Annotated in this window: 29 protein-coding genes; 14 read left to right on the top strand and 15 right to left on the bottom strand. The window is 62.1% G+C overall.

Annotated elements, in window-relative coordinates:
- The first annotated feature begins 90 nt into the window (after positions 1–90).
- Positions 91–363, top strand: a complete 273-nt coding sequence (locus FJ977_RS03315; protein WP_140768516.1) for a DUF3303 family protein — start codon at positions 91–93, stop codon at positions 361–363.
- Between the two features lie 10 nt (positions 364–373).
- Here FJ977_RS03315 and FJ977_RS03310 read toward each other — a convergent pair whose 3' ends face one another.
- A complete protein-coding gene (locus FJ977_RS03310) occupies positions 374–1,291 on the bottom strand; it encodes a LysR substrate-binding domain-containing protein (RefSeq protein WP_140768514.1) in 918 nt (305 codons plus the stop codon).
- A 112-nt stretch (positions 1,292–1,403) separates the two neighbouring features.
- On the opposite strand from FJ977_RS03310, the gene FJ977_RS03305 reads away from it, so the two are divergent.
- A complete protein-coding gene (locus FJ977_RS03305; RefSeq protein WP_140768512.1) occupies positions 1,404–2,294 on the top strand; it encodes a fatty acid desaturase family protein in 891 nt (296 codons plus the stop codon).
- Between the two features lie 60 nt (positions 2,295–2,354).
- Here FJ977_RS03305 and FJ977_RS03300 read toward each other — a convergent pair whose 3' ends face one another.
- Complete coding sequence (locus FJ977_RS03300) at positions 2,355–3,110, bottom strand: SDR family oxidoreductase (protein ID WP_140768510.1); 756 nt, start codon at positions 3,108–3,110, stop codon at positions 2,355–2,357.
- A 93-nt stretch (positions 3,111–3,203) separates the two neighbouring features.
- On the opposite strand from FJ977_RS03300, the gene FJ977_RS03295 reads away from it, so the two are divergent.
- Positions 3,204–4,124: a LysR family transcriptional regulator gene (locus FJ977_RS03295; RefSeq protein ID WP_140769707.1), complete on the top strand. Its 921-nt coding sequence runs from the start codon at positions 3,204–3,206 to the stop codon at positions 4,122–4,124.
- A gap of 88 nt (positions 4,125–4,212) precedes the next feature.
- On the opposite strand, the gene FJ977_RS03290 is transcribed toward FJ977_RS03295, so the two are convergent.
- From FJ977_RS03290 to FJ977_RS03280, 3 genes are all read right to left on the bottom strand, one after another.
- Positions 4,213–6,354, bottom strand: a complete 2,142-nt coding sequence (locus FJ977_RS03290; RefSeq protein WP_140768508.1) for an EAL domain-containing protein — start codon at positions 6,352–6,354, stop codon at positions 4,213–4,215.
- Between the two features lie 65 nt (positions 6,355–6,419).
- Positions 6,420–7,055: an HD family hydrolase gene (locus tag FJ977_RS03285; RefSeq protein ID WP_056563397.1), complete on the bottom strand. Its 636-nt coding sequence runs from the start codon at positions 7,053–7,055 to the stop codon at positions 6,420–6,422.
- Positions 7,055–7,915 carry a folate-binding protein YgfZ gene (locus tag FJ977_RS03280; protein ID WP_140768506.1) on the bottom strand — a complete coding sequence of 287 codons (861 nt, stop codon included), beginning with the start codon at positions 7,913–7,915 and terminating at the stop codon, positions 7,055–7,057. The genes FJ977_RS03285 and FJ977_RS03280 overlap by 1 nt, the downstream gene beginning before the upstream one ends.
- Before the next feature lie 75 nt (positions 7,916–7,990).
- On the opposite strand from FJ977_RS03280, the gene FJ977_RS03275 reads away from it, so the two are divergent.
- The 3 genes from FJ977_RS03275 to FJ977_RS03265 all read left to right on the top strand — a co-directional run bounded on the left by FJ977_RS03275 (position 7,991) and on the right by FJ977_RS03265 (position 10,412).
- The gene (locus FJ977_RS03275) at positions 7,991–9,322 is read left to right on the top strand and encodes a dihydroorotase (RefSeq protein WP_181179546.1); all 1,332 of its coding nucleotides are present in this window, start codon (positions 7,991–7,993) and stop codon (positions 9,320–9,322) included.
- Between the two features lie 86 nt (positions 9,323–9,408).
- Positions 9,409–9,615 carry a hypothetical protein gene (locus tag FJ977_RS03270; RefSeq protein ID WP_181179655.1) on the top strand — a complete coding sequence of 69 codons (207 nt, stop codon included), beginning with the start codon at positions 9,409–9,411 and terminating at the stop codon, positions 9,613–9,615.
- A 65-nt stretch (positions 9,616–9,680) separates the two neighbouring features.
- Positions 9,681–10,412 (top strand): nucleotidyl transferase AbiEii/AbiGii toxin family protein, encoded by a 732-nt coding sequence (locus FJ977_RS03265; RefSeq protein WP_140768502.1) that lies wholly within the window; start codon positions 9,681–9,683, stop codon positions 10,410–10,412.
- Between the two features lie 20 nt (positions 10,413–10,432).
- Here the strand turns inward: FJ977_RS03265 and FJ977_RS03260 are convergent, their stop codons facing one another.
- The 4 genes from FJ977_RS03260 to FJ977_RS03245 form a co-directional block, all read right to left on the bottom strand.
- On the bottom strand, positions 10,433–11,224 hold the full coding sequence (locus FJ977_RS03260; RefSeq protein WP_181179544.1) for a hypothetical protein: 792 nt from the start codon (positions 11,222–11,224) through the stop codon (positions 10,433–10,435).
- A 71-nt stretch (positions 11,225–11,295) separates the two neighbouring features.
- A complete protein-coding gene (locus FJ977_RS03255; protein WP_008874920.1) occupies positions 11,296–11,553 on the bottom strand; it encodes a hypothetical protein in 258 nt (85 codons plus the stop codon).
- Between the two features lie 451 nt (positions 11,554–12,004).
- Positions 12,005–12,382 (bottom strand): TIGR02301 family protein, encoded by a 378-nt coding sequence (locus FJ977_RS03250; protein WP_140768500.1) that lies wholly within the window; start codon positions 12,380–12,382, stop codon positions 12,005–12,007.
- Between the two features lie 62 nt (positions 12,383–12,444).
- Positions 12,445–12,879, bottom strand: a complete 435-nt coding sequence (locus tag FJ977_RS03245; RefSeq protein WP_140768498.1) for an NUDIX hydrolase — start codon at positions 12,877–12,879, stop codon at positions 12,445–12,447.
- Between the two features lie 127 nt (positions 12,880–13,006).
- On the opposite strand from FJ977_RS03245, the gene FJ977_RS03240 reads away from it, so the two are divergent.
- A complete protein-coding gene (locus FJ977_RS03240; RefSeq protein WP_140768496.1) occupies positions 13,007–13,768 on the top strand; it encodes an SOS response-associated peptidase in 762 nt (253 codons plus the stop codon).
- A 78-nt stretch (positions 13,769–13,846) separates the two neighbouring features.
- On the opposite strand, the gene FJ977_RS03235 is transcribed toward FJ977_RS03240, so the two are convergent.
- Together FJ977_RS03235 and FJ977_RS35680 are read right to left on the bottom strand one after the other, a co-directional pair.
- The gene (locus tag FJ977_RS03235; RefSeq protein ID WP_140768494.1) at positions 13,847–14,002 is read right to left on the bottom strand and encodes a hypothetical protein; all 156 of its coding nucleotides are present in this window, start codon (positions 14,000–14,002) and stop codon (positions 13,847–13,849) included.
- A 109-nt stretch (positions 14,003–14,111) separates the two neighbouring features.
- Entirely contained in the window at positions 14,112–14,252 is a 141-nt protein-coding gene (locus FJ977_RS35680) for a hypothetical protein (RefSeq protein WP_181179681.1), read from the bottom strand.
- A gap of 166 nt (positions 14,253–14,418) precedes the next feature.
- On the opposite strand from FJ977_RS35680, the gene cysS reads away from it, so the two are divergent.
- The 7 genes from cysS (at position 14,419) to rarD (ending at position 20,773) form a co-directional block, all read left to right on the top strand.
- On the top strand, positions 14,419–15,852 hold the full coding sequence (cysS, locus tag FJ977_RS03230; RefSeq protein ID WP_140768492.1) for a cysteine--tRNA ligase: 1,434 nt from the start codon (positions 14,419–14,421) through the stop codon (positions 15,850–15,852).
- On the top strand, positions 15,849–16,235 hold the full coding sequence (locus tag FJ977_RS03225; protein ID WP_140768490.1) for a VOC family protein: 387 nt from the start codon (positions 15,849–15,851) through the stop codon (positions 16,233–16,235). The genes cysS and FJ977_RS03225 overlap by 4 nt, the downstream gene beginning before the upstream one ends.
- A gap of 6 nt (positions 16,236–16,241) precedes the next feature.
- On the top strand, positions 16,242–16,733 hold the full coding sequence (locus FJ977_RS03220; RefSeq protein WP_140768488.1) for a GFA family protein: 492 nt from the start codon (positions 16,242–16,244) through the stop codon (positions 16,731–16,733).
- Entirely contained in the window at positions 16,730–17,206 is a 477-nt protein-coding gene (locus FJ977_RS03215; protein WP_140768485.1) for a GFA family protein, read from the top strand. Before FJ977_RS03220 ends, FJ977_RS03215 begins: the two co-directional genes overlap by 4 nt.
- Complete coding sequence (pip, locus tag FJ977_RS03210) at positions 17,203–18,153, top strand: prolyl aminopeptidase (protein ID WP_140768483.1); 951 nt, start codon at positions 17,203–17,205, stop codon at positions 18,151–18,153. Before FJ977_RS03215 ends, pip begins: the two co-directional genes overlap by 4 nt.
- On the top strand, positions 18,150–19,772 hold the full coding sequence (cimA, locus tag FJ977_RS03205) for a citramalate synthase (RefSeq protein ID WP_181179542.1): 1,623 nt from the start codon (positions 18,150–18,152) through the stop codon (positions 19,770–19,772). Before pip ends, cimA begins: the two co-directional genes overlap by 4 nt.
- An 83-nt stretch (positions 19,773–19,855) precedes the next feature.
- Complete coding sequence (rarD, locus tag FJ977_RS03200) at positions 19,856–20,773, top strand: EamA family transporter RarD (RefSeq protein ID WP_140768479.1); 918 nt, start codon at positions 19,856–19,858, stop codon at positions 20,771–20,773.
- A 33-nt stretch (positions 20,774–20,806) separates the two neighbouring features.
- On the opposite strand, the gene FJ977_RS03195 is transcribed toward rarD, so the two are convergent.
- The 4 genes from FJ977_RS03195 to FJ977_RS03180 form a co-directional block, all read right to left on the bottom strand.
- Entirely contained in the window at positions 20,807–21,805 is a 999-nt protein-coding gene (locus tag FJ977_RS03195) for a transporter (protein WP_181179540.1), read from the bottom strand.
- A gap of 146 nt (positions 21,806–21,951) precedes the next feature.
- Positions 21,952–24,651 (bottom strand): class I SAM-dependent methyltransferase, encoded by a 2,700-nt coding sequence (locus tag FJ977_RS03190; protein WP_140768477.1) that lies wholly within the window; start codon positions 24,649–24,651, stop codon positions 21,952–21,954.
- 54 nt (positions 24,652–24,705) lie between these two features.
- Positions 24,706–25,782, bottom strand: a complete 1,077-nt coding sequence (locus FJ977_RS03185) for a glycosyltransferase (protein WP_140768474.1) — start codon at positions 25,780–25,782, stop codon at positions 24,706–24,708.
- Positions 25,783–25,926: 144 nt separating this feature from the next.
- On the bottom strand, positions 25,927–26,217 hold the full coding sequence (locus FJ977_RS03180) for a muconolactone Delta-isomerase family protein (protein WP_140768472.1): 291 nt from the start codon (positions 26,215–26,217) through the stop codon (positions 25,927–25,929).
- Between the last annotated feature and the right edge of the window lie 58 nt (positions 26,218–26,275).

The raw sequence follows: 26,275 nt of genomic DNA, 5'->3' as shown, positions 1-26,275 counted from the left end.
AAACGGCGAGCTGCTCTATCTCTTTGTTTTGAAGCAATTCCGGACGGAAAACCGCTTCACACTTTTCCTGAAATTGCTCCAGGGGGAAACATGCAGTTCATCGTGATCGAGGATTTCACCGGCTGCGATCGCAAGGACATTTACCGCCGCTTTCGCGACCGGGGCCGTCTGAAGCCGGAGGAGCTTGTCGTGCACCACAGCTGGATCGCTGCGGATATGAGCCGCTGCTTCCTGCTCGTCGAGGCCGATGACGTCACGCTCCTGCAGCGCTGGGTCATCGAATGGGCTGATCTGGTCGAATTCGAGATCATTCCCGTGGCCACCAGCAAGGACATGGTGGTGGCCTTGAGCGGACACCTGTGACCATCGCGTATCAACGCAACGCCGGTGAGCCCACCTTGCGCTGGCATTCCTTGATCAGCCAGCCGCGGAACGCCGCCACGACATCGCGTCTGGCGCTGCGCTCCGGGATCGTCAGGCAATAGGGCTGGCGTAGCGCAATTGCCCCGGCTGCCGGCCTTATCAGCCTGCCGTCCTCCACTGCCTCGGCACAATAGACCCCTTGTGCCAGCGCAACGCCCAGCCCCGAAATGGCGAGGTCGAGCGCCGCACGCGACGAATTGGCCGACAGGCCTCGCTGCGCTGCCCTGCCAGGTTGGACACCGGCGGCCTCGAACCAGTTGCGCCAGGACGGAAACGATGCGCCGGTCGGACCCCAGTCGGTGTGGATCAGCGGCAGCCCTGCAAGCGGACCGTCGCCTGCGTTGATTGTGCTGGAAAGCGATGGTGCGCAGACGGGATAGACGGCGTCCCGGGCGATATCCTCGGTCGGGTGCTCGCGATAGTGCGGACCGTAAGAGAGCCTGATGTCGATCAACTCGCGGTCGAACGGCACCGGGTCGTCGTCACCGCGCAGCGATATATCGGCGGCGCCATGGCTTGCGACAAAACCGGACAGACGCTGCGAAAGCCAGCCCATGGCCATGGATGGCGGCACCGAGACCACCAGGCGCGGGCGAAATGTGTCGCCGCCCAGTTCGCGCGAGACACTGCCGATTTCCTGGAAGGCCATGGTCAGCCGTGGCAGCATCTCCACGCCGGCCTCGGTGAGCACCACTTTGCGGTTGACCCGATGAAACAGCCTGCGGCCCATCTGCTCCTCGACGGTGCGGATAAGCTGGCTGACGGCGGCGGCCGAAACCGAAAGCTCCTCCGCCGCCGCAGCAAAGCTGCCCGTGCGTGCCGCGGCCTCGAAAGCCTGAAGCCCTTTGAGTGATGGAGATGTGACCATGATCGCCATATAGACAAGATAACCTTATCCAAATTGCAGGAATCGTCGCTTTTGAAAAGCTTTTTCAGCGGATAGGGTAAGCCTCGTCAAATCGCCGGCCTGGATCGAGCCGATGGATCATCGCGACATAATCGCGTCACTAACCCCGGAAGAACGCAGCCGCCTGACCGCCAAGTCCGATGCCGCGGGTCTCGTTCAGCTCGGCGCCCACTGGGGTGCGATTGTGATCATTGGATCGCTGATTGCCGCGAAAGTGCCATTCTGGCCGTTGCTGATGCTGCCGCAAGGCATCCTGATCGTGTTCCTGTTCACGCTGCTGCACGAGACGGTTCATCGCACCGCCTTCGAGACACAGTGGCTGAACGATGCCGTGGCGCGGGTGTGCAGCCTGGCGCTTGCATTGCCGGCCGACTGGTTCCGCTATTTCCATTTCGCCCATCACCGCTTCACTCAGGATCCCGAGAACGACCCGGAACTGGCCTTTCCCAAGCCGGAAACGCTGCGACAGTATCTCGTGCATGTTTCCGGCATTCCGCTGTGGTTGGGCCATCTCAAGACGCTCTACGCCAATGCGGCCGGCGGCAGCCAGGAAAGCTATGTGCCGCCGAAAGGTCGACCCAAGGTTAGCGCCGAGGCGCGCGCCATGATTGTCTTCTACGCTGTGCTAATTCTGCTCGCCGTCTATTTCCAGCTCTCCGTGCTCCTTTATGTCTGGATCATTCCGGCTCTGCTCGGTCAGCCGTTTCTGCGCCTCTATCTCCTGGCCGAGCACGGCCGCTGTCCGTTTGTCGCCAACATGTTGGAGAACACAAGAACCACGCTGACCAATTGGGTGGTGCGCAAGCTCGCCTGGAACATGCCGTTCCACGCCGAGCATCATGCCTATCCTGGTGTGCCGTTTCACCAATTGCCGCAGTTTCACGCGCTGATCGAGCGGCATCTCAAGGTGGTCGAGCCGGGCTATGTCAGCTTCCATGAGAAATACATAGAGACATTGCGCTGATGCCGGGCAGCCGGCAAACGGTCGCGTCCGGTTGAGGGCGCGACCGTTCGGCATGAGCGGTCAGACCTGGGCTATGCCGCCGTCGACGAACAGTTCGGCCCCGGTGACAAAGCTGGAATCGTCCGAGGCCAGGAACACTGCCGCCTTGCCGATCTCATCAGGATCGCCAAGCCGGCCCATCGGCACCTGGGCAGCAAGGAAGTCCAGCAAGCCCTTCTGGTTCTGGGCTTCAGGTCCGGCAAGCTCGGCGAGGCCTGTCGTACGGGTCGGGCCAGGACTGAGGATGTTGACGCGGATCTGCCGCTCCTTCAGGTCGAGAATCCAGCTGCGGGCAAAGTTACGCAGCGCCGCCTTGGACGCGCCGTAGACGCTGAACGCGGCCGCGCCGGTCGAGCCGGCTGTCGAACCGGTCAGGATCACCGAGGCCCCATCGGTCAGCAGTGCGAGCGCCTTCTGCACCGTGAACAGCACTGCCTTGACGTTACGGTCGAAGGTTTCGTCAAAATGCTGTTCGGTTATCTGGCCGAGCGGCAGCATGGAACCGCCGCCGGCATTGACCGAGAGTACATCGATGTGGCCGCTTTGCGTTTTCACCTGGGCATAGAGACGGTCGAGATCGGCAGAGCGGGTCGAATCCGCCTGGATTCCGGTGGCGTTCTTGCCGATTGCCGCGACGGCCTTGTCGATCTCGGCCTGTCGCCGTCCGGTGATGTAGACATGCGCGCCTTCGGCGGCGAAGCGCTTGGCGATGCCAAGGCCGATGCCGCTGCTGCCGCCGGTAACCAGGGCGATCTTTCCTTCGAGCTTCCGTATCATTTTCGCTACTCCTGTTGTGGGTAGCGAAGACATATGGACAGCCGGTTCTTTTCGAAATAGCAATGCTTGAAAACAATCGTTGCAGAATTGGTGATGTCGAAAGTTCCGGATTTCGAAGGGTTGGCCATGTTCGCCAAGGTCGCGGAGGAGCGGTCCTTTGCCGCTGCCGCACGCGTGCTCGGCCTGTCGGTGGCAACGGTGTCGCGTGGTGTCAGTCGGCTGGAGGAGCGACTTGGCGCAAGGCTTTTCAACCGCACGTCGCGGCGGCTGGCTCTTACCGATTTTGGTCAGCGGCTCGCCGAACGTGCGTCTCGACTCTACCGCGACGCGGAGAATGCCGAGAACGCGGCGCGAGAACTGTCAGCCAGCCCGCGCGGCCTGGTGCGTCTGGCCGTGCCGATGTCGTTTGGGTTGCGGTGGGTGGCGCCGTTGCTTCCTGATTTCTTCAAGCTCTATCCTGATGTGTCGATCGATATGCACCTGAGCGATGCGGTCGTCGATCTGATCGGTGAAGGGTTCGACGCAGCACTGCGGATTGCCGTGTTGCCGGACTCTTCGCTGGTTGCCAGGCGCCTGTGCGGCATCGCCCCGTATATCGTGGCTGCACCGTCCTATCTCGCCAGGCATGGCCGTCCAGGCACACCACGCGATCTCGACGCGCATCACTGCCTGGGCTACGCCTATCGTCCGCGGCAGGACGTCTGGCATTTCAGCAATGTCGTGGGTGATCAGGAAGTTGTCACACCGTCAGGGCCGTTGCGAGTAACCAACTCAGACGCCCTGGTTCCGACCGTTTTGGCGGGGTTGGCAATTGCCGAGCTGCCGGAATTCATTGCCAGCGAATACCTTGCCGACGGGCGCATGGAAGCGATCCTGACCGACTGGACTTTACCCAGAGGCGCGCTGTATTTCGTCACGCCGTCGGCCCGCTCGCGCCCGGCGAAGGTGGAAGCCGTCGCCGGATTCATGGCGGCGCACCTGTCGAGACCAAGCTGGGAACTGATCTCCAAATAGATGGCGCGGCGGAACAATAGAGGCCCGACGGCATGCTCTCGGAACGGCTCGGTTCGGGACGGAGTGACAAAACGCCTTTGGCCTAAGGTCAGCCGATCTGGCTGCGCAGTGCACGCGATTTCAACAGACGCTGAATATCCGATGCCTTTGACGGTACGCCGATCAGGTACCCCTGAGCCTCGACGCAGCCATTCTTGCGCAGCATGTCGAGCTGCACCTCGGTCTCGACGCCCTCGGCCGTGACAACAATGCCAAGCTCGGTGCCGAGCCCGATGACGGTGCGGACGATGGCCGCCGTGTCGTGATTGGCCATGTCGCCAATGAATGAGCGATCGATCTTGATCTTGTCCACCGGGAAACGCCTGAGGTAGCCGAGCGAGGAATAGCCGGTGCCGAAATCATCCAGCGCGATGCGGATGCCGAGTTCGCGCAACTGCCGCAGCGTCTTGAGCACGGCTTTGCTCTCGTCCATCAGCACGGTTTCGGTGATTTCCAGCTCTAGCTGTGCGGCCGGCACGCCGGAAAAGGCCAACGCCGAGATAACGCTGCGGGCAAAGCCGCCGCTTCTAAGCTGCACGGCCGAGACATTGACCGCGATGCGCAAGCCAGAAGGCCAGCTTGCCGCCGCCGTACAGGCCGTTCTCAGCGCCCACTCGCCAAGCGGCACGATCAGTCCGGTTTCTTCGGCGACCGGAATGAATTCGTCTGGCGCGACAGTGCCGCGCGCCGGCGAATGCCAGCGCATCAAGGCCTCCGCGCCGATGATCTCGCCGGAAGCGATGTTCATGATGGGTTGGAAGTCGAGATCGAATTCCTGGCGCGGCAGCGCAGCCTCGAGGTCCACCTCGATCGCCCGGCGGGCCTGCACCACGGCGTCCATTTCGGGCTCGAAGAAGCGATACAGGTTTCTCCCTTCGCTCTTCGCCCGATAGAGCGCGGTATCCGCGTTTTTCAGCAGCGTATCGGCGTCCCTGCCATCGTCGGGGAAAACGGCAATGCCCAGGCTGATACCGATGTGCATCTCCCGGCTCTTGTCGCGAAACGGTTTTGCGATCGCCTCGACGATGCGCTTCGCCAGTTTCTCCGCTTCGGCGATGCCCCTGGAATTGAACTGCATGATGACGAACTCGTCGCCGCCGAAACGGGCGACGATGTCTGTTTCATTGCGCAGGCAGTGCTGCAGCCTCTCGGCCACGCTTTTCAGGAGCCAGTCGCCGGCAGGATGTCCCCAGGTGTCGTTGACCGCCTTGAAGCGGTCGAGATCGAGCGAGAAGATCGCCAACGGCGTAGCCGCCTCATCGTCCAGCGCCAGGTCGAGCCGCTCGCGAAACATCGAGCGGTTGGGCAGTCCGGTCAGCGTGTCGTGATGCGCAAGATGGGTCATGCGCTCTTCGGTGCGGCGGCGTTCGGTGACGTCGTCGAAGGTCACCACCCAGCCGCCGCCGCTCATCGGCTGGCGCGTGACCAGAACCGTCCTGCCGTCGGTTAGATACCGATAGGCCGAATGCATCTTTGCCGCCACCAGGCAGGCTTCGGTTTTGGCGACTTCGCTGTCGACATCGATCTTCGTATAGATGCCGAGTTCCAGCAATCGTTCCAGCGCGTCGCGGTGCGTTGTTCCAAGCGGGAAGTCCGCCGCGGTGACGTTGTAGAGCTCCAGAAAACGCCGGTTGCGCACGATCATCTTGCCGTTGCCGTCGTACATCAGCAGGCCTTGCGACATGTTGGCGAGCGCGGCGTCGAAGCGGCGGTGCTGCTCCTTGAGGTCCTGCTCGGCGCGTCGCTGTTCGGTGATGTCCTCGTAGATCGAAACCCAGCCGCCCAAGGCCAGCGGGCGGTGCGAGATGCTGACGATGCGGTCATCCGACAGCGTCTCCTCGTAGGTCGAGGGTTTCGCCTGGTCGATATAGGGTTTGCGGATGGCATAAAGCTCGTCTGCGGTTTGCGAGGCGATGCCGATGTCGGCGCTGTGCCGCAGGATGTCGATGAAGCGGATGCCCGGACGTATCAGCTTGGCGTCGAGGCGAAAGATATTGAGGTAGTTGCCGTTGCAGATGATCATGCGTTCGTCGGCGTCGAACATGCACAGGCCGTGCGACATGTTCTCGACGGCGGCTGAAAAGCGTTCGTTCTGTTCGCGCAGCTCGTCTTCCATGCGGCGCGAGCGCTCCATGCCTTCGGCCGCCCGCTCCGGGACGACCGAACCATTCTTGACATCCACGACGGGCATGAGGCGCGCCTGCGGTGCGTGATCGAACACCGCACTGTTATCTTTTCCGGTTAATTTAGCGTTTTCTACCCTACCGCCGACGTCGCAACTGGGCGCCGCGACTTCTCGATCCCTGAAAACCGCTTCAGGAAGGCATTCTGCGCGGAGGTCACCGAGCGCGGTGTGAAGTCGAAGCGCTCGGCGGAAAAACCGCGCGGACGGCCGAAGAATTCGGTCGCTTCGGCGGTAGAGAAGCCGGCGAGCAGCGTTGCCTCGAAATAGGCGGCGATCTGGTCGGCGCGCTTGATCTCCCTGCGCAGTGCCGCGGCCGGTTCGGGCGGCAGCGAAAAGCGCAGATGGATGGCGCGCTGCAGGCGCAACTCGCAGTCCTTGTAGCTGCCGCCCATCACCGACTTGAACGGCGAGATCATGTCGCCGATGACATATTCGGGCGCATCGTGCAGCAGCGCGGCCAACTGGTCATCGGCCGAAGCCTGTGGCGCCAGTTCGTTGAACAGGGCCTCCACCAGCAGCGAATGCTGGGCGACCGAAAACGCATGCTCGCCGCTGGTCTGGCCGTTCCAGCGCGCGACCCGGGCAAGCCCATGGGCAATGTCCGAAATCTCGATGTCGAGTGGGGAGGGGTCGAGCAGGTCGAGCCTACGGCCGGACAGCATGCGCTGCCAGGCACGTGGCGGCGCACCGGCGCGGTCCGCCGCCATCAGGTTTCCTCCGCGCTGACGGTTTCCTGAGGAAAACGGAATTTGGCCCATGCGGGAATGGTCACCGTCACCGGGACATCACCCGCCAGGATCGGCTGGCCGGCGTCCAAGGCTGCCTTGACCCTGTCTATGCGGGCAATGGCAAGTCCCGTGCCGTCGGCACTCGAGCCGAGTGTACCGACCGGCCGTCCCTCGACGGTGAGGTCGGTGCCTGCGGCGGGCAGGGGAGGACTTGCCTGGACAATCAGCACACGGCGCCTCGCTGTGCCGCGATGCTGCATGCGCGAGACGACTTCCTGGCCGACATAGCATCCCTTCCTAAAGCCGACGCCACCCGTCTCGTCGAGCAGGACGTCATGGGGAAAGGCGTCGCCCAACGCATAATCGGCACCGCTCTCGGCAATGCCGTGGGCGATGCGGAAGGCTTGCCAGGCGGCGGCGTCGCCGGCGCCCGCAGTGCCGGCATAGGAGCGCGTGACGCCTTCATTGAGAAAGCGTGTGTCGGCAACCGCGGTTGAATCATTTTCCGAGGCGATTGACCCTTTTCCCCACGCAACGGTGACAAGCGCCTGTTCCGACTTGGCAATCTCGACCTTGGCGCGAAGCCTGTAGAGCATCAGCCGGCGAATGAAATCATCTGAAATGTCGGCACGGCATTCCAGCAGGAAGGCGTTTTCACCGGCACGCGAGATCAGGAAATCGAACAGGATCTTGCCTTGCGGGGTCAACAGCGCGCCGGGCTTTGCTTCGCTTTTGCCAAGCGTATCGAGATCGGTGGTCAGGATGTTTTGCAGAAAGTGCTCGGCATCCAGGCCGGAAACGGAGATGAGCGCGCGGTCTTTCAGCAGGGCAAAGGGCATGGGGAGAATAAAAGCCTGATCTTGCAAAACGGTTGGCCATTACGTAAGCCGCTGACACTCCCCCCGCAAGAGAGCATGCTCATGACCTACGACCTCATCCTGACAGGCGGCACGGTGGTCAACCATGACGGCGAGGGGCAACGCGATCTCGGGGTGAAGGACGGGCGCATAGCGGTCATCGGCGATCTCCACCGGGCCTCGGCCGGTGAGACGATCGACTGCCGCGGCTTGCACATCCTGCCCGGTGTCGTCGACAGCCAGGTGCATTTTCGCGAGCCTGGACTGGAGCACAAGGAAGATCTGGAAACAGGCTCGCGGGCGGCGGTGCTCGGCGGCGTCACCGCGGTGTTCGAGATGCCGAACACCAACCCGCTGACCACCAGCGAGGCAACGCTTGCCGACAAGGTCCGGCGCGGCAGCGGCCGCATGCATTGCGACTTCGCGTTCTGGGTCGGCGGGACTCGCGATAACGCCAGGGATGTCGGAGAACTCGAGCGGTTGCCGGGGGCAGCAGGCATAAAGGTCTTCATGGGATCGTCCACCGGCGATCTGCTGGTCGAGGACGACGAAGGCGTCGCTTCCATCCTGAGGAACACCCGCCGTCGTGCCGCGTTCCATTCCGAGGACGAATTCAGGTTGCGCGAACGTCTGGGCGAACGCATCGAGGGCGATCCGTCATCGCATCCGGTCTGGCGCGACGAGATCGCCGCCTTGCGCTGCACCGAACGGCTGGTGCACATCGCGCGCGACGCTCGCGCCCGGATCCACGTCCTGCACATCTCGACCGCCGAGGAGATTCTGTTCCTCGAACAGCACAAGGACGTCGCGACCTGCGAGGCGACGCCGCACCATCTGACGCTGAGTGCCGACGATTATGCCCGGCTCGGTACGCTGATCCAGATGAACCCGCCAGTGCGCGCCTCCCGCCACCGCGACGGCGTCTGGCATGGCATCGCACAAGGCATTGTCGATGTGCTCGGCTCCGACCACGCGCCGCACACGCTGGCCGAAAAGGCAAAGCCCTATCCGGCCTCACCCTCGGGCATGACCGGTGTGCAGACGCTGGTGCCGATCATGCTCGACCACGTCAACGCGGGACGGCTGACCCTGCAGCGCTTTGTCGATCTCTCCAGCCACGGCCCGCAACGCATCTTCGGCATGGCCAGAAAAGGCCGCATCGCCGCCGGCTATGATGCCGACTTCACCATTGTCGACATGAAGCGGCGCGAGACCATCACCAATGCGCAAGCCGGCTCGAAGGCAGGCTGGACGCCCTATGACGGCAAGGAAGTGACCGGCTGGCCGGTCGGCACGGTCATTCGCGGCCGCCGCATCATGTGGGACGGCGAGATCGTGATGCCTGGGCAGGGCCGGGCGGTGGAGTTTTCCGAGGCGTTGCCGGGATAGGCTTCCCCTTCAACATGCTTCACGCCTTTGATTCTCAAGCGTTTCTGCACTATGTTCAGGACGCTATGAACACATATGCGCTGCCCATGATTGTCCCCGCTGAGTTTCCGGAGCTGCAGGCGCTCTTGTGGGACCGTGATGTCGCGCGCCCGATCCCTGCCGAGGAGGCGTTTGCTTTGTACGAGCGCAATTGGCGTTTTGTCGACCAAACGCGGCTTACGGCGCGCGAAAAGCTGCTTATACAGAATCTGGCCGACGAATTCGGTCATGGCGTCCTTTTGACTGCTGGCTGAAGCCCTTTCTTGTCTGTTTTCGTCTCGCGTCTACAACATTGAACTGGATATAGCGCGAGCGGATCATGAAGGAATTCAGAAGACCCGAACATCGCATCATTGGCGAAGCTCTCGCGTTGATGGATCGCCATCTCCTTACCGCAAACAAATGCTGGTTTGGGGGCGGGACGGCGATTGTTATGAAATTCGGCGAGTACCGACGATCCCTGGATGTTGATTTCCTGTGCGCTGATCCCGATGGCTATCGCGAATTGCGGACCCATGCGATCGAACGTGGGATCAAGGCGTTTTTCCCTGAACCCGTAGAAGCTGTTCGAGATTTCCAGATTGACCAGTATGGTTTGAGAACAATCGTGAGATTGCAAGGCCAACCGATCAAATTCGAAGTGATCCGCGAAGGTCGCATCCAACTTCAAGGTCAATTCGACAAAGATCTAAAGGTACCTACTCTCACTGCAGCGGACATGTTCGCCGAGAAACTGCTGGCCAATGCCGATCGGTGCCAGGATCGCGCGACCGCGTATCGCGATGCCATCGACCTTGGGATCTTGATTGGTATCCATGGAAAAATCCCGACGGAGGCTCTCGGCAAGGCACAGACTGCCTACGGCACTGATATCCAGAACAAGGTTGCGTGGGTCGCGAACAAGCTTCAGGACCGGGACGAGCTACACAACGCCGCCGAGGTCCTGCAAATGGATCCCGGCTTGGCTACAGAAGCGATCTCAGCCCTTCGAGATGAAGGTATCCGCATTTGGCCGGATATAGGCATTCTCACCGGCGCTCAGCGCGGATAGGCATTCGCGTAACCCGATATTCAATCCCCGGCGACGAAGAAGGTCCACTCCCCGGCGGGCGTGATGCCGACGCGATAGAAGATATAGGCGCCGAACTGCTTCATGTCGTCGAAATCGCCGGCGGTGACGATCTTGAACAGCTCGACCCGCTGCTTGGCGTCGAGCTTGTCCAGCGGCAGCGCGAAGAAATACGGCCAGACGTAGAGTTCCTGCGGTGTTTCGGCATCGACATGAACATAGCCGGCACTGAGCACTTCCTCCAGGATGGCCAGGATCTCCTGGCCGTCCGGGTCACCCGACAGGCCTTTGAGGAAGGCGATGGCGTCGCCGTCGATGTCGGCCAGCGACAGCTGGGTCATGCTGTCGCCCTTGCCGATCAGGGGCCTGAGCTTTTCGATGTCGCCGCTCTTGCAGGCTTCGATGATGAGGTCGTGCATGCGCCGCACGGGCTCCGGCAGCTTGCCGAGGTCGTATACGACTTCCGGCAAGGGTGCTTCGGGATCGACACGCGGTCTGTTGCTGCCGCCATCCGCCGGGCTGTTGGGCTCCGCCGCGTCCGGAGCGGCCGGCTGCTGGCCGGTCGAAGGTGGCGTTCCCACCGGGTCAGGCATGGGAATCGCGCCGCCGGGCGACGAAGCGTCGTTATCCGCTGACGGTGTGACGGGTGAGGGAAGCTCTTCGCGCTGGATTTCGCTCAGCGCATAGGCCTGGCTGCTTGGCAGGCACGTCACAAAGGCAATCGCGGCACAGCAAGCGGCGAGGCGGATGTGGAGGACCAGGCCCTTCGACCGGCCCGACATCGGAAAATTCACTGCCCGTATCTCCTTGGCTCCCGGGCATGATGCCCAAACGGCAATCGATCGTCAAAGAACCGGATGTCGGTTCAGTGCCGCAGCCGCTCGGGTTCGAAGGCGCCAGCAATAACCTTTTCACGCATGCGGTCGAGCAGGGCAAGGGCCGATGTCTCGCCATTGGCGCGCAGCATTTCACCGAACGCGGTCTCTAGCGCTGCCTCGGCAATGATCTCGGGCTCGATGCCGGCCGAAAGGCCCTCAGCCCAGGCTTCGCTGTGGCTCTCCACCGCCGTCAGGCGTTTTTCTTCCCTGACCAGCGCGTCGATGTCGTTGACACCATGTTCCATAAGCGATGTCCACCCTTTCAAGCGGCGACCCGTCAATGGGGATCATGCTTGATCTGTTCCGTTTACACGCAGCCTAAGTAAGTATCTGTAAATACGACATTTTTTTGATCGTCTTTTACAGGGGGCGGCTGTATCTGGCGAAGCTGCGTTTCAACCCGGATCGAACTTAGCCGATTAGGCCGGCCTGCGGGTTGAAAACCTTCAGTTTGAGTTAATTTCGCATTCGTGCGGTAACGTTTGATTAACGCTGTTGCAGAAGTGCAACATCAGGATTGCACCAAGACACAGACCGGTACAAGCCGGATTTCTCCAACATCACCGATGATGGCCCCGATACCTGTTGATGGATCGCCTGAAGCACGTGCGTCGAAACAGAGTCATGCAACGCGTTTCATGTCTTTGTACTTATGCATGTCGCGTCCCAAAGCCGGGGCACTTTGGGCGACATACATTAGTTTCCATAGCGCGAGGCGATATCGCGCGACAGCGTCTCGCCTTCCTTCATGTAGCGGCTGATGGCTTCGGTGGCTGAAGCGGTGCACTGGGTATAGGTGCCGCCGAAGGAACGATAGCCGCGATTGAAGCTGGCGATGAAGCGGGCGCGGCGCTCCGGGTCCGGATTTTCCGAATCGAGCAGTTTTTCCATCTCGCCGCGCCATTGGTCGCCCTTCTCCCCGCACAGATTGCGCAGGAAATGCAGCGACCCCAGAACCTCTGCCAGCCGCATCAGCCCCGGCTCGAACGGCGACTCGGCGCTGAACGCCGGCCGCACGGCCACGGCGGTACTGACGGCAAGGCATAAAGCAACAAGAAGAGGAGCGCGGCTCATAGGTCTATGTGGCCAAACAATTTGTCGCCTGCAAGGCGTTTCCGGCGCCGCCGTTGAGGAATTCAGCGGCTTTCAGGGGAACCAGCAGGTCGGCCAAGCAGATCTTCCGCCACCGCGAACACCGAACCGGCAAGCGGCAGCGCCGTCATCTCGCGGAGCGTGTAGAAGGCGGCTGTCTCGGCATCGTCGCTGGCCACGGCCTCGCCGCCGGCATAGGCGGCGCCGAAGACCGTGAGTCGGTAATCGACAGGGTGGGAATCATCCCTGCCGTCGATATGGATTTCCCGAAGCGGGCGGAAACCGGTGGCACGCAGACCGGTCTCTTCCAGCAGTTCGCGCTTCGCGGCATCCTCCAGCGTCTCGCCGGCCTCGACCTTGCCGCCCGGAAATGCATAAAGTCCCTGTGAGGGCTGCCGGGCTCGCTTGACCAGCAGCACGGTGTCGCCACGCACCACGGCTACGGAGACAGCTGGCAGTATCTTTCGCATGTCGTTCATGGCTCTCAACCGTTCGACCGCCGCAGCCCGCTGTGGACGGTTGGCGCCAGACAGCTTTAGCGGTTGCAGTGCGGCTGTTCCATCGCCACTTTCTTGCGCAGCCATTCCAGGGCAGGAGCAATCGATCATGTGCGGACGTTTTGCCTTAACGGCCACGCCGGATCAAACCGCTGCCTTTCTGGGCTTGGCCGAACTGGAAGATTTCCCGGCGCGCTACAACATCGCGCCAACCCAGCCGGTGCTGATGGCGACCGCTGGTGCGCCGCGCTCACCAGGTTCCAATTTGCCGGACCGGCAACCGATGCTGGTGCGCTGGGGGCTCATCCCGACCTGGGTGAAGGACACCAGGGAGTTTCCGCTGCTGTTCAACGCGCGCTCGGAAGGCGCGATCGAAAAGGCCTCGTTCAAGGCTGCCATGCGCCATCGCCGCGCGCTGGTGCCGGCATCAGGCTTCTACGAATGGCGGCAGACCGGGGGCAAGAAGGGGCAGCCCTATTGGATCCGGCCCAGGCATGGCGGGCTGGTCGCCTTTGCCGGCCTGATCGAGACCTATGCGGAGCCGGGCGGCTCGGAAATGGATACCGGCGCAATCCTGACGGTCAACGCCAATGCCGACATCGCCCATATTCATGATCGGATGCCGGTCGTCATCGATCCCAGGGACTTCGCTCGCTGGCTGGATTGCCGCACGCAGGAGCCGCGCGACGTCGCCGACCTGTTGCGACCGGCGCAACTCGATTTCTTCGAGGCGATTCCAGTCTCCGACCTCGTCAACAAGGTCGCCAACACCGGACCGGAGATTCAAGTAAGAGGGGAGATCGGCCCGGAGCCCGAGAAGGCCAGACGCCAGAAACCTGGCACCGACGACAGTCAGATGACGCTGTTCTAGCGAAGCCTGTCGAGGGCCTTATTCCAGGATGCTTGTTCGCACCCTCATCGCCGGCGCTCGCGCCGGCGGAACATCATCTCAGGCGGCGCGCGGCGATACGATCTTCTGCGCCGGCTTCTTCTTCTTCGCGGTATGAAGAAGTGCGGCGACGATCGCGGCCGGGCCGATTGCGCGATAGTGGCTGGCCAGCGCCGGTTGCTTGGCGCGGTTGGCTTCCTGCTTGCTTCGAGGCATGTTCTCTTCCCTGGTAACGTTTTCGTGTCTGCGTTTGATGGCTGATTCCGACCAAATCGTGACGCTTGGTGATCTAGCCGGCGAATGTTTCATGACTGTGCCGACATGTTTAATAAAATGTTTCACTGGCTGATTCCGCGTGATCGAGCGACGGGTTTGCCTGTCTTGGCGACGTTTTTCCCGGGATCAGCGACTTGACGGCAACAATGGCCAAGGCGATAAAGCCGCCCATGAAAACGTCTTTCGCCATTTGTGGCATTTGCATTATTGGCTAGCCTCGCGCTGGTCCGGACGTTTTCGCCTCATCTTTCCCCAGATTGGACAAACGCCCCGGCCAGCAGGCTGGAGCCTGATTTGCGCCTCGGCGCGAGGCTGGCTCCATGCAAACAAGAAGTTCTGAACCGGGAAGGCATGGAATGTCTGACGCATCGAAGGGCCTGCACCTCTACAACACGCTGACGCGTACGAAGACGGATTTCGTTCCGATCGATGCGCTGAACGTGCGCATGTATGTCTGCGGCCCGACCGTCTACGACTTCGCCCATATCGGAAATGCCAGGCCGGTCATTGTCTTCGACGTGCTGTTCCGCCTGCTGCGCCATCTCTATGGACAAGCCCACGTCACCTATGTGCGCAACATCACCGACGTCGATGACAAGATCAACGCGCGTGCGTTGCGCGATTTCGGCGGCGAGATATCCACCGGAAAGCTGTCGCTCAACGAAGCGATCCGGCGGGTGACGGAAAAGACCGCCGACCAGTTCCACAGGGATGTCGCCACGCTCGGCTGCCTCGAGCCGACAGTCGAACCGCGCGCCACCGAATTCGTCGAGCCGCGCGCCGACGGCAAGGCCGACATGATCACCTTGATTCAAAGCCTGATCCAACGCGGCCATGCCTATGTCGCCGCTGGCGAAGTTCTCTTCGACACGGCGTCGATGCCGGACTATGGGCAATTGTCGAAGCGCAATCTCGACGAGCAGCAGGCCGGCGCTCGCATCGCCGTCGACGCGCACAAGAAGAACCCGCAGGATTTCGTGCTGTGGAAGCTGTCATCGCGGGAAGAGCCGGGCTGGGAGAGCCCATGGGGCAGGGGCCGGCCGGGCTGGCACATCGAATGCTCCGCCATGTCCGCGGCCTATCTCGGCGAGGTTTTCGACATCCATGGCGGCGGCCTCGACCTGATCTTCCCGCATCATGAGAACGAGATCGCCCAGTCGCGCTGCGCCCACGGCACGTCGGTCATGGCCAATGTCTGGATGCACAATGGCTTCCTGCAGGTCGAGGGCCAGAAGATGTCGAAGAGCCTCGGCAATTTCTACTCGATCCATGAACTGCTGGAGACCGAGACCTTCGGCGGCCGCAGCTGGCCGGGCGATGTTCTGCGGCTGGCGATGCTGATGACGCACTACCGCGAGCCGATCGACTTCTCCGTGCGCAAGCTGGAGGAGGCGGAGAACACGCTGCGCAAGTGGAAACGCGCGGCGGACCTGGCGCCGGCCGTCGGGCAACTGCCGGCAAAGGTCGTGGAGGCACTCTCCGATGACCTGGCCACCTATGCCGCCTTCCAGGTTTTGACGCAGTTGGCCGGTGAGGCAGCCGACGGCAACGAAGCCGCTGCCGCACTGAAGGCGTCGCTGCTGTTTCTTGGCTTCGATGTCGGCTTCGAAGAGGTGGATGAGGACAAGATCGCCAAGGCAATCGCCAATCGCCTCGCTCTCATCGCGGCGAAGAACTGGGCCGAGGCCGACCGCATCCGCGATGACCTTTTGGCGCAAGGCGTGCAGTTGAAGGACGGCAAGGATCCGGCGACCGGCGAACGCATCACGACCTGGGAGGTAAAAAGATGATCGACCATCTCGGCATCAACGTTGCCGATTTTGACACTTCGAAGGCTTTCTACGACAAGGCGATGGCACCGCTTGGCGCTTCGCTGATCTACATGGTGCCGCTGGAATACACCGGCGGTGAGAAAGTCGGTGGCTACGGCCGCGACCGCCCGGTGTTCTGGTTGCAGGCCGCAAAGGACAAGCCCAAGGCCCATCAGCACATTGCCTTCACCGCGCGCAGCCGTGCCGAGGTCGACGCCTTTCACGCGGCGGCGCTTGCCGCCGGCGGCAAGGACAATGGCAGGCCGGGGCTGCGCCCACACTATCACCCGAATTACTACGGTGCCTTCGTCTTCGATCCCGACGGCAACAATGTCGAGGCCGTCTGCCATGATCCGGAGTGAGACGCGATGAGCCTCGACAACCGGCCGGTCTACACAGGCGGCTGCCAATGCGGCGCGGTGCGCTTCCGCGTCGAAGGCACGCTTGGCGACGCCTCGATCTGCCACTGCCGCATGTGCCAGAAGGCGAGCGGCAATTTCTACATGCCGCTGGTCTCGGTGCATGGCGCCAAGCTCGACTGGACGCGCGGCGAGCCCAAGCGTTTCCGCTCCTCCAATGCCGCCTGGCGCGGCTTCTGCGCCGAATGCGGCACGCCGCTGACATTCGAGGCGCCCGACGGACTTGCGCTGGCGATCGCCACCTTCGACGATCCGGCAGGCATCGCACCGACTGTACAGTGGGGCACCGAAGCAAAACTGCCTTATGTCGACACCATTCCGCAATTGCCGGGCGAAGATACGATGGCGGACATGGGTTCGGCCCCTTATCTCGCCGAGCTTGTCTCCTACCAGCATCCCGATCACGACACCGAACAATGGCCGCCGGAGGAAAGACCATGACCGAGACCGTCCGAACCGGCGGCTGCCAGTGCGGCGCCGTGCGCTTCCGTATCAAGGGAGCGCTCGGGCGTCCGTCAATCTGCCATTGCCGCATGTGCCAGAAGCAGTTCGGCTCGTTCTTCGGCGCGCTGGTTACCGTGCCCCGGGAAGACGTCGAATGGACCCATGAGGAACCGAGCTATTTCCAGTCGTCGATCAACATCGATCGCGGATTCTGCGCCCGCTGCGGCACGCCGTTGACCTACCGCCAACCCGGCGGGCTCGAGATCGCTATCGGCGCCTTCGACGACCGCTCGGATCTGGCACCGCAAATCCAGGTCAATTATGGGGCCCGGTTGCCCTGGGTGGAAAAGATCTTCGAGGCGCCGGTCCACGACGACCCCGACTACTACGCCAGGCAGGAGCAGATCATCTCTTTCCAACACCCCGACCACGAAACGGCCAACTGGCCGCAACAGGGCTTGAAACTATGAACTTGCGCACACTCTATCCGGAAATCGAACCGTTCGACTCAGGCATGCTCGATGTCGGCGACGGCCACACGGTCTATTGGGAGCGTTCCGGCACCAAGGGTGCCAAGCCGGCCGTGTTCCTGCATGGCGGGCCAGGCGGCACCATCTCGCCAAAACACCGGCGGCTGTTCGATCCAAAACTCTACGACGTCATCCTGTTCGATCAGCGCGGCTGCGGAAAATCGACGCCGAACGCCTCGCTGGAGGCCAATACGACCTGGCATCTCGTCGCCGACATCGAACGCCTGCGCGAAATGGCCGACTTCGACAAATGGCTGGTGTTCGGCGGTTCCTGGGGCTCGACGCTGGCGCTCGCCTACGCGGAGACGCACCCTGACCGCGTCAGCGAGCTGGTGGTGCGTGGCATCTATACGCTGACGCGCGCGGAGCTCGAATGGTATTATCAGTTCGGTGTCTCCGAGATGTTTCCCGACAAATGGGAACGTTTCCTGGCGCCCATCCCCGAGGCCGAGCGCGGCGATATGATGGCGGCCTACCGCAAGCGTCTGGTCGGCACGGACCGCAAGGCGCAGATAGAGGCTGCTCGCGCCTGGAGCCTGTGGGAAGGGGAGACGATCACGCTGCTGCCGGAGCCTGAAACCAGCGGTCCGTTTGGACAGGACGACTATGCCGTCGCCTTTGCCCGTATCGAGAACCACTATTTCGTCCATGCCGGCTGGCTGGGGGAGGGGCAGCTTCTGCGCGATGCGCACAAGCTCAAGGACATTCCCGGCACCATCGTCCATGGCCGCTACGACATGCCGTGTCCGGCGCGCTATGCCTGGGCGCTGCACAAGGCCTGGCCAAAGGCCGATTTCCACCTGATCGAAGGCGCCGGCCACGCCTATTCCGAGCCCGGCATCCTCGACCAGTTGATCCGTGCGACGGACAAATTTGCAGGCAAATGACCATGACCCGCGACCGCCTCTATCTCTTCGACACCACATTGCGCGATGGCCAGCAGACGCCGGGCATCGACTTTTCGGTCGAGGACAAGATCGCGATTGCAAAACTGCTCGACGACTTCGGCATGGACTATGTCGAGGGCGGCTATCCCGGCGCGAATCCGACCGACACCGCCTTCTTCCAGAAGAAGCGCACGGCCAAGGCGAAGTTCGTCGCCTTCGGCATGACCAAGCGGGCAGGGGTCTCCGCCTCGAACGATCCCGGCCTTGCGGCGCTCGTGCAGTCGAAATCGGACGCCATCTGCTTCGTCGCCAAGAGCTGGGATTATCATGTCCGCGTGGCGCTCGGCTGCACAAACGAGGAGAATCTGGAGTCGATCAAGACTTCGGTCGAGGCCGCCGTCGCCGCCGGCAAAGAAGCGATGGTCGACTGCGAGCATTTCTTCGATGGCTTCAAGGCCAATCCGGATTATGCGCTGGCCTGCGCGAAAACGGCGTATGATGCCGGCGCGCGCTGGGTGGTGCTGTGCGATACCAATGGCGGCACGCAGCCTTCGGAAGTGCGCACCATCGTCGCCAAGGTCATCGCATCGGGCATTGCCGGCGATCATCTGGGTATCCACGCCCATGACGACACCGGCCAGGCGGTTGCGAATTCCCTCGCCGCCGTCGAGGCCGGTGTGCGCCAGATCCAGGGCACGTTGAACGGCATTGGCGAGCGCTGCGGCAATGCCAACCTGATCTCGATCGTGCCGACACTGGCGCTGAAGCCAGCATTCGCGGATCGCTTCGAGACGGGTATTTCGGCCGAAGCGCTGACCGGCATCTCGCGTCTGTCGCGCGCATTCGATGAACTCTTGAACCGTGCCCCGGAAGCGCAAGCGCCCTATGTCGGCGCCTCGGCTTTCGCCACCAAGGCCGGTATCCATGCCTCGGCGCTGGCCAAGGAACCGGCGACCTATGAGCATGTTCCGCCGGAATCCGTCGGCAACCGCCGCCGCGTCATGGTCTCCGACCAGGGCGGCAAGGCCAATTTCCTCGCCGAACTGAAGCGGCGCGGCATTGACGTGCCCAGGGACGATCATCGGCTCGATGCGCTGATTGCCGTGGTCAAGGAACGCGAGGCCGAAGGCTATGCCTATGAGGGCGCCGACGCCTCCTTCGAACTGCTCGCCCGCAAGATGCTGCACGGCCTGCCGGAATTCTTCAATGTCACCTCGTTCCGCTGCATGGTCGAGCGGCGTTTCGATGCCAACGGTCAGTTGAAGACCGTGTCCGAAGCGATCGTGAAGGTGCTGGTCGACGGCGAGGAGAAGATGTCGGTGGCCGAGGGACACGGACCGGTCAACGCGCTCGACATCGCGCTGCGCAAGGATCTCGGCAAATACCAGAGCGAGATCGTCGATCTAGAACTCGCCGACTTCAAGGTGCGTATCCTCAATGGCGGCACCGAGGCGATCACCCGCGTGCTGATCGAATCGCATGACGGCACCGGTGCGCGCTGGTGGACGGTCGGAGTTTCCGAAAACATCATCGACGCTTCATTCCAGGCGCTGATGGATTCGATCGTGTACAAGCTGATGAAGAACCGTGAGATGGCTGGCTTGGTTGCCGCCGAATAAGGTTGACCCATCAGCGAAAGTCCATTGATCCATCAGAACTTTGTGATGGTCTTGCCAAGATTACTGGGCCATAGCGTTGGCCCATGGCCACTGAAGCAATTGCCCTGGACGCGGATTCAAAAGCCCGCCGCGGCTTCCTGCTGGCATTGGGCGCCTATCTCCTGTGGGGGTTGCTGCCTTTCTACATGAAGGCGGTGGCGCATCTGCCGCTTGCCGAGGTGATCGCCCACCGCATTGTCTGGTCCGTGCCGATCGCGGCGGCGGTTCTGGTCTGGGCCGGCCGCACGGCGGACTTCAAGGCGGCAATTCGTTCACCCCGCACCATCGCCATGGCGGCACTGACGGCGGCGCTGATCTCGGTCAACTGGGGCATCTATGTCTGGGCGATCGCCGTCGACCGCACCGTCGAGACCGCGCTTGGATACTACATCAACCCGTTGGTCAGCGTCGTTGTTGGCGCGCTGCTGCTTGGCGAACGCCTCGACAAATTGCAGATCGCGGCGGTGGTGCTGGCGACGGTTGCCGTGGCGGTGCTGACAATCGAGGGCGGCAAGCTGCCCTGGGTATCGCTGGCGCTGGCCTTTTCCTTCGCCGCCTACGGCTTCTTCCGCAAGACGCTGCCGATCGGGCCAAGCCAGGGCTTTCTGCTCGAAGTGCTTTTGCTGTCCGTGCCCGCACTCTTCTATATCGCCTACCTGATCGCGACCGGACAGGATCACATCGTGTCCGGCAACGGCACCGATACGGCATTGCTGATCGGCTGCGGCCCTGTCACATCGGTGCCGCTGCTTCTATTTGCGTTCGGCGCCAAGCTTTTGCGCCTCTCCACCATCGGCATCATGCAATATATCGCGCCGACCATGGTGTTCCTGATCGCGGTCCTGATTTTCGATGAGCCGTTCGGCACCACCCAGGCCGTTGCCTTTGCCCTGATCTGGATGGCCTTGGCGATCTATTCCTGGTCGATGCTGATGACGGCCCGGCGGGCTGCTGCCCGATAGGCTTCCGCGCAAGATATTGCCGATGGGTTGCCGCTACAGGCCCCGGCCAAGCCGTCTGACGAACAGATAGGTGGCCGCGGCGATAGCCATTGACACCGCCGTCACCACCCAGAAGCCCAATGGCGTGTCGACAAGCGGCAGTCCGCCGACATTCATGCCGAACAGGCCGGAGATAATGGTCATCGGCAGCAGCACGGCCGTCATGACAGAGAGAACGTAGAGCAACTGGTTCGACTGCATGGTCAGTTTGGCCATAAGCTCGTCCTGCAGAAGCCTCGTGCGCGCCTGCAACTGCTCGCCATCATGGTAGAGCGTCTGCGCCCGGTGCGAGAGCCGGGCCGCCATGTCGTTGATCGAATCCGGCAACTCGTCGCGATGCGAATGGTCGAGATGCCGGAACAGGGTGGTCAGCGTTGCCATCTGCCGGTGGATGACCACCAGCTGCCGGCGCGCCTCGACCAGTGCCTGCCGTTCATTGTGCCATGCGTCGCGCACGACGCGGTCCTCTATGCCATCGAGCGTGTCCCCGAGCTTGCCGAGCTCGATCGCCATGCCATCAAGCGACTGGCCCATGACCGCCTCGATCAGGTTCGACGGCGAGCGGAATTTCCGCGATCCACTCTCCACTACCTTGCGCACGGCGTCGACAGACTCCAGCGGCTGCTTGCGGGCGCCGATCAGCATCGTGTCGTTGAAGGCGAAGCGGAAATGGACGAGCCCGCGCGCTTCCGAAAAATCGTGCTTGAGGTCCGGCAGATCGCCGTAGAGCCAGCCATCCTCATAGTCGATGTGGCAGCCATGGCTGGGGGCGAGGAAAGCATCGCGCGCCGGGGGCGGCAGAGCCTTCTCGGCGCCGATCTCCTGGCGAGCGTGGAGGTCGGTGATCTGGTAGCTGCGCCATGTCCATCGCGCCTGCGCGGGGTCCTTGGTGCGGGAGCCTTCCGCCGTGAAATGATAGCTGAAGAACAACCCGTGCTCATCGGGCAGATAAGGCGACAGGTCGGAGCCTTCCGGAGCGAGGGCGATATCCATGGGCAGTGCCAGATACAGGTTGCGAGCGCAGCGCCGCACTGCGGCACCTCACCACGATTTCTAGCACGCGCGAACCCGGTTCCGTGTGACGGTTTCTTGACAGCCGATCACAGTGTGTCGAGCAGGGAGGCCTCAATGCACCACAGTCATTTTCGACGCTTGGATGGACTTCGCATCCATCGCAACGGGGCTGTCAATCGTCGCCAACTGGACGATGCCAACAGTGCGGCGCGCTTGGAAACGAGACGGTTTCGATCATGCACCAATGCGTTCCGTTCGAGGCTGAGCTCTTGATAGGCGCGGCTGATTGCGTCGCGTTCGCCGCGTAAATGGTCTGCCTCTGCGGCCACGGCGGCACCCACAACATCGCAGGCGTCATCGAATTTCGCTCGCATCAGGTCCAGCTCGTCGCGCAATTCCTGGCTGTCACCGTCGTCTGCCATGGTACATAGAATGTCGTAGGCGGTGCGGATCAGCGGTGTCACATCGCTTCGCAATTCCATGACTGTTGCCCGTTGATGATGCAGGTCCGCTGTCAGGAAACGCCCTATCTCCGTCTCCGCCTTGTCGGATGGTGTTGGCCAGGTGATGGCGGTCTTCTCCGCCGCAAGGTCGACGTGATGTCGCCAGTCGATCAGGAAGCGTTCGTGGCGAATGAAACAACGTGGCATGTGTCGCGAATGAAATTCCGCCTCGAGCACGTGCCTCAGCCAGAGCAAAAGGGATTTTGCCAGGGGCAACCCATCCCGCCGCTCCAGCGAGCAAGCGACCTCGAGAGGGTTGCGGAGCGGAAGCAAGGCCACCGGGTCGATCTGCATCTCGGCAAGGATCGACGACATGAACGGAACGAACCGGCAGATCCTGGGATCCTTGATGAAAAACAGCGGTTCATCGCCAAATTCGCTTGCAAGGATCGCCTTGATCTTGTGGCGGTGATGCTCCGCCGCAGGTGATCGCAGCCATTGCGGATCGAGCGGCCGCCAGTCATGCCACGAGGAGGCCGCCGCTGCGAGCAGATCATTGTTGGCGAAGTTGAGCGGGGCGCTTTCCCAGTATCCCCTGGGATTGTTGCCGTCCGCGCGCAATGGCTTTTTGGGAGGGGCCGATCCTAACGCGGCGATGGTGCCGGCAAGCATCGAGGTTCCGCTGCGATGCATTCCAAGCACGAGGATCGCTTTTCTCCGGGAGTGGCGCGCGCGGTCCGGTATCGACGCGACCGGAGGCTGGGCCTCCCGCAACGGCAACCGGGCTTCAAGCCATTCGCGTATTCCCGCGGGCAACGCCAGCGTTCCGTCCAGGATCGGGTTCGCTGTAGCGGAGCCCTCGTTGAACAGTCCATGATAGTGAATATGAACCAGCCGGGCCGGGTCTGGCGCCTTGGCCGGATTGAAGTTGTGAAGCGGAAAATTATGGGTCGCCGGCAAAAGCCGCACGGAATGGTTCCCGGCGACGGCTGCCAGTGAGAAGGCAGCCTGGCTCGTGCCCCAGAAGGCCGTAGCATCTCCCTGCAAAATGCCGGTCCCGGTGTTGTAGACTGGCTCGGCGCCGGCCCACGGCTTCATATTGGCGTCCACCAACCTTCTGAAAATGTCCTCGGTGCGCTGAAAGAGGCCACTGGCCCTTTTTGCGGCGATGAGCCCGCCATTGTAGCTGGCGCGCACAGCCAGACCGTTGACGCTCGTGCGCACGATGGGCAGGTGCTCATAGTCGACACCGGCAAGGGCGCATAGCTGTCTCCAGTAGGGGTCGAATGGGTCTCCAGGGCCTGTCGTGCACATCCCCTTGCTGTCCACCGGGCGGGCGGCGGCGGAGCATGTGCCCAACGAAAAGTCGGGCTCGGCGATGAATATCGCATCGCTGTCAAGCTGGATGATGACCGGCGGCCCGGTCCGTCTTTCGGCGTGAGCGAGAGAATGTATCCGGTATGAGGTGCCGTATTGCGGACAGCAGCTGTCGATCTCGATGGGCAGATAGTCCACGCCCAGTTGCTCGAGCCGGTCGATCGTCGACGGCGAGGGACGACGGCTGCTTCTGGGCGAAACCGCCGTTATCGGGGATTGCGAATAAGAGCCGGCGAAACACCTTATGCTTTCGCATAGCAGCAGGGCCTGGGCTTCGAGAATGCCAGCTTCGGCAATCAGCACGAACTCGACGTTTTCGGCTTGGGGTCTGTTGACGGGTTCTTCGCGCGGGACAGGAGATGGCCGAGTGGGAACTGCCGGGCGCTCATTCCTGCCGACGCCAATCTTCTGGATGATGATTTGTTCTCCTCGGTACAGCTCGCGGTATTGGCCGGCATGCACCGACAGGAAACTGTCGATCCCGAGTTTTGGACGCTCGACCTCGCTGGCAAAGAACGTCCATTCGTAATCGTCGAAAATGACGATCCCGCCATCCCGTACCATCGGCCAGGAGAACACCGCATCCGACTGGACGTCGGCACTGTGATGGCTGCCATCGACATAGACGAGGTCGAAGCGCCGCTCGTCGGTGATCAGGCGGGCCAGTGCCTGGGACGAGGGACTTTTGATCTTCTCGACCCGTTCGCCGAACGCGGCGAGATTGCTGTCGAAGCGTTGCTCGACATGCGCAAGCTGGTCGCTCCACTTCTGGCGCTGGATGTGTTCAGGACTGCCACCGAATGTATCGATGCATGTGAGCCGGCACTTGCCGAAGTAGTTGAGAAAGAAGAGCGCGGAGCGGCCCTCCCAAGAGCCGATCTCCAGGACATCGAGGGCCTCGTCGCGGCGCGGCCGGAGCAGTGTGGCCCAGAGGGGAAAGAAGCCCGACGTCCAGTCGGTCGAAAGGCTCTTGCCGGCAAACCACGCAGAATAGTCAGGGTCCATAATTCTCACTCTTTAGCGCGGAGACGGCACTTTCGGTCTCCAGAAGCGGTCCAGTCATCTGCCTGTTTTGGGCAGCCACGCCTTGAGCCTGATCGCCAGCCGTTCTGTCACCGCGCCGGTTGCAGCGCGCCAGTCGAGCGGCCAGCACAGATAGCAGACGCGCAGCCTCCCCGTGAGACCCGGCGGCGGGTTGGCGAGCATGCGCGCGACGATGCCATGGGTCAGCTGTCTTGCCGCAACCGCATCCTCCGGGCGCCTGAAGGGCCGCGACGCTGCAAGGAAGGCCTTGAGTACGCCAAGCAACTTGCCGTAGGCGGCGGCGCGTCGGTCGACGGCGATCACTTGCCCGCGGATGAACTGGGTGAGATCCTGGGCGAAAGCGTCGTCATAAAGGTCATAGGTCAAGCCGAGGCGCGCCCATGATGCCTGGCGGATCGGATGCGTGCGATTGCGGGCATTCGTTGCATTTGTCGCGGTCAGCCCGAGTGCGTTCAGCCGGTAGCGCGTCAGCGGTTCGGCAAAATTTCGCGCCCGGCACAAAGGCAGCATGTCGAACCACAGATAATGGTCCTGCGAAACCAGTTCATCGATCCTGTAGCGTCCGGCGACCTCGAAGCAACCCCGGCGGTAGGCGATCGTCGAATGGTAGAAGGGATTGTGGAACAGGATCGTCCAGCGGATCTCCAGATCCGTCTCGGGCATGCGTTGCGTACCGACGACGCGGTCAGCTTCGTCGATCAGCGTCACCGCGTGTCCAACGAGGCCAAGCTCGCTGTCCTCGTCCAGCGCCGCGACCAGTCGCCCGACATGCGCGGGCTCGGCGATATCGTCCGCGTCTAGGCGCAGGATGATTTCGCCTCGGGCCGCCTCGATGCCGCGGTTGGCGGCGGCGGCGGTACCGAGATTGGTGGGATTGATGACCAGCCGGATGCGCCGATCGCGACGCGCCAGCTCCTGGAAGACCGCGTCCTGGCCGGTCCCGTCATCGACGATGATGAGTTCGAGATCGTCGAATTCTTGGGTCAGGATGCTGTTGACCGCGGCATCGAGAAAGCGCTGGTCCGTATAGACGGTCATGACGACGGAAGCGCGTGGAACGCGATCCGCATCGCCGCCTTTTCTATCCACCACCGTTGACTCCCCTTGCGCATCTTCCCGATAGCCAACCAGGAGATTCGCCGCAAATGGAAATCGCCAGAGCGGCCGTGAGGGCTCCAATTGCCGCTCGACCGGCGGCCGCCGAACAATGTCGCCGAACGCGCCGTCTGATGCGGCTCAGCGCTTCGGCCCAAATCCCGGATAGGGATTGAGCGGCACGATCGCGGTGATCTCCATCATGCCGGCCTTTATCAGCGGCAAAGTGGCGAGATGGCCGCGCACTTCGGCATCGTCGGATGCTTCGAACATCATGCTGCTGCCGGGAATGTCGCCGCGGTTCCAGACTTGGCGCACAGCGCCTTCGGCGTAGAGCGTGCGCCGCTGCTCGGCCTCGCCCGGCAAAAGCGGTGCAAAGTCGGCGTCGCTGAACTTTGTGGTGTTGCGGGTGAGAAGGGCAAAGAACTGCATGTCGGTCTCCTTTGGTTGGGATGGCCGACTATCGCTTTTGGCTGGTCAGACTGTCCAA

The sequence above is a fragment of the Mesorhizobium sp. B2-1-3A genome (genome assembly GCF_006442655.1).
In the GTDB taxonomy this organism is placed as follows: Bacteria; Pseudomonadota; Alphaproteobacteria; order Rhizobiales; family Rhizobiaceae; genus Mesorhizobium.
Note: the sequence above shows the minus strand (reverse complement) of the source record. Positions and strands in the feature narration are given on the sequence as shown.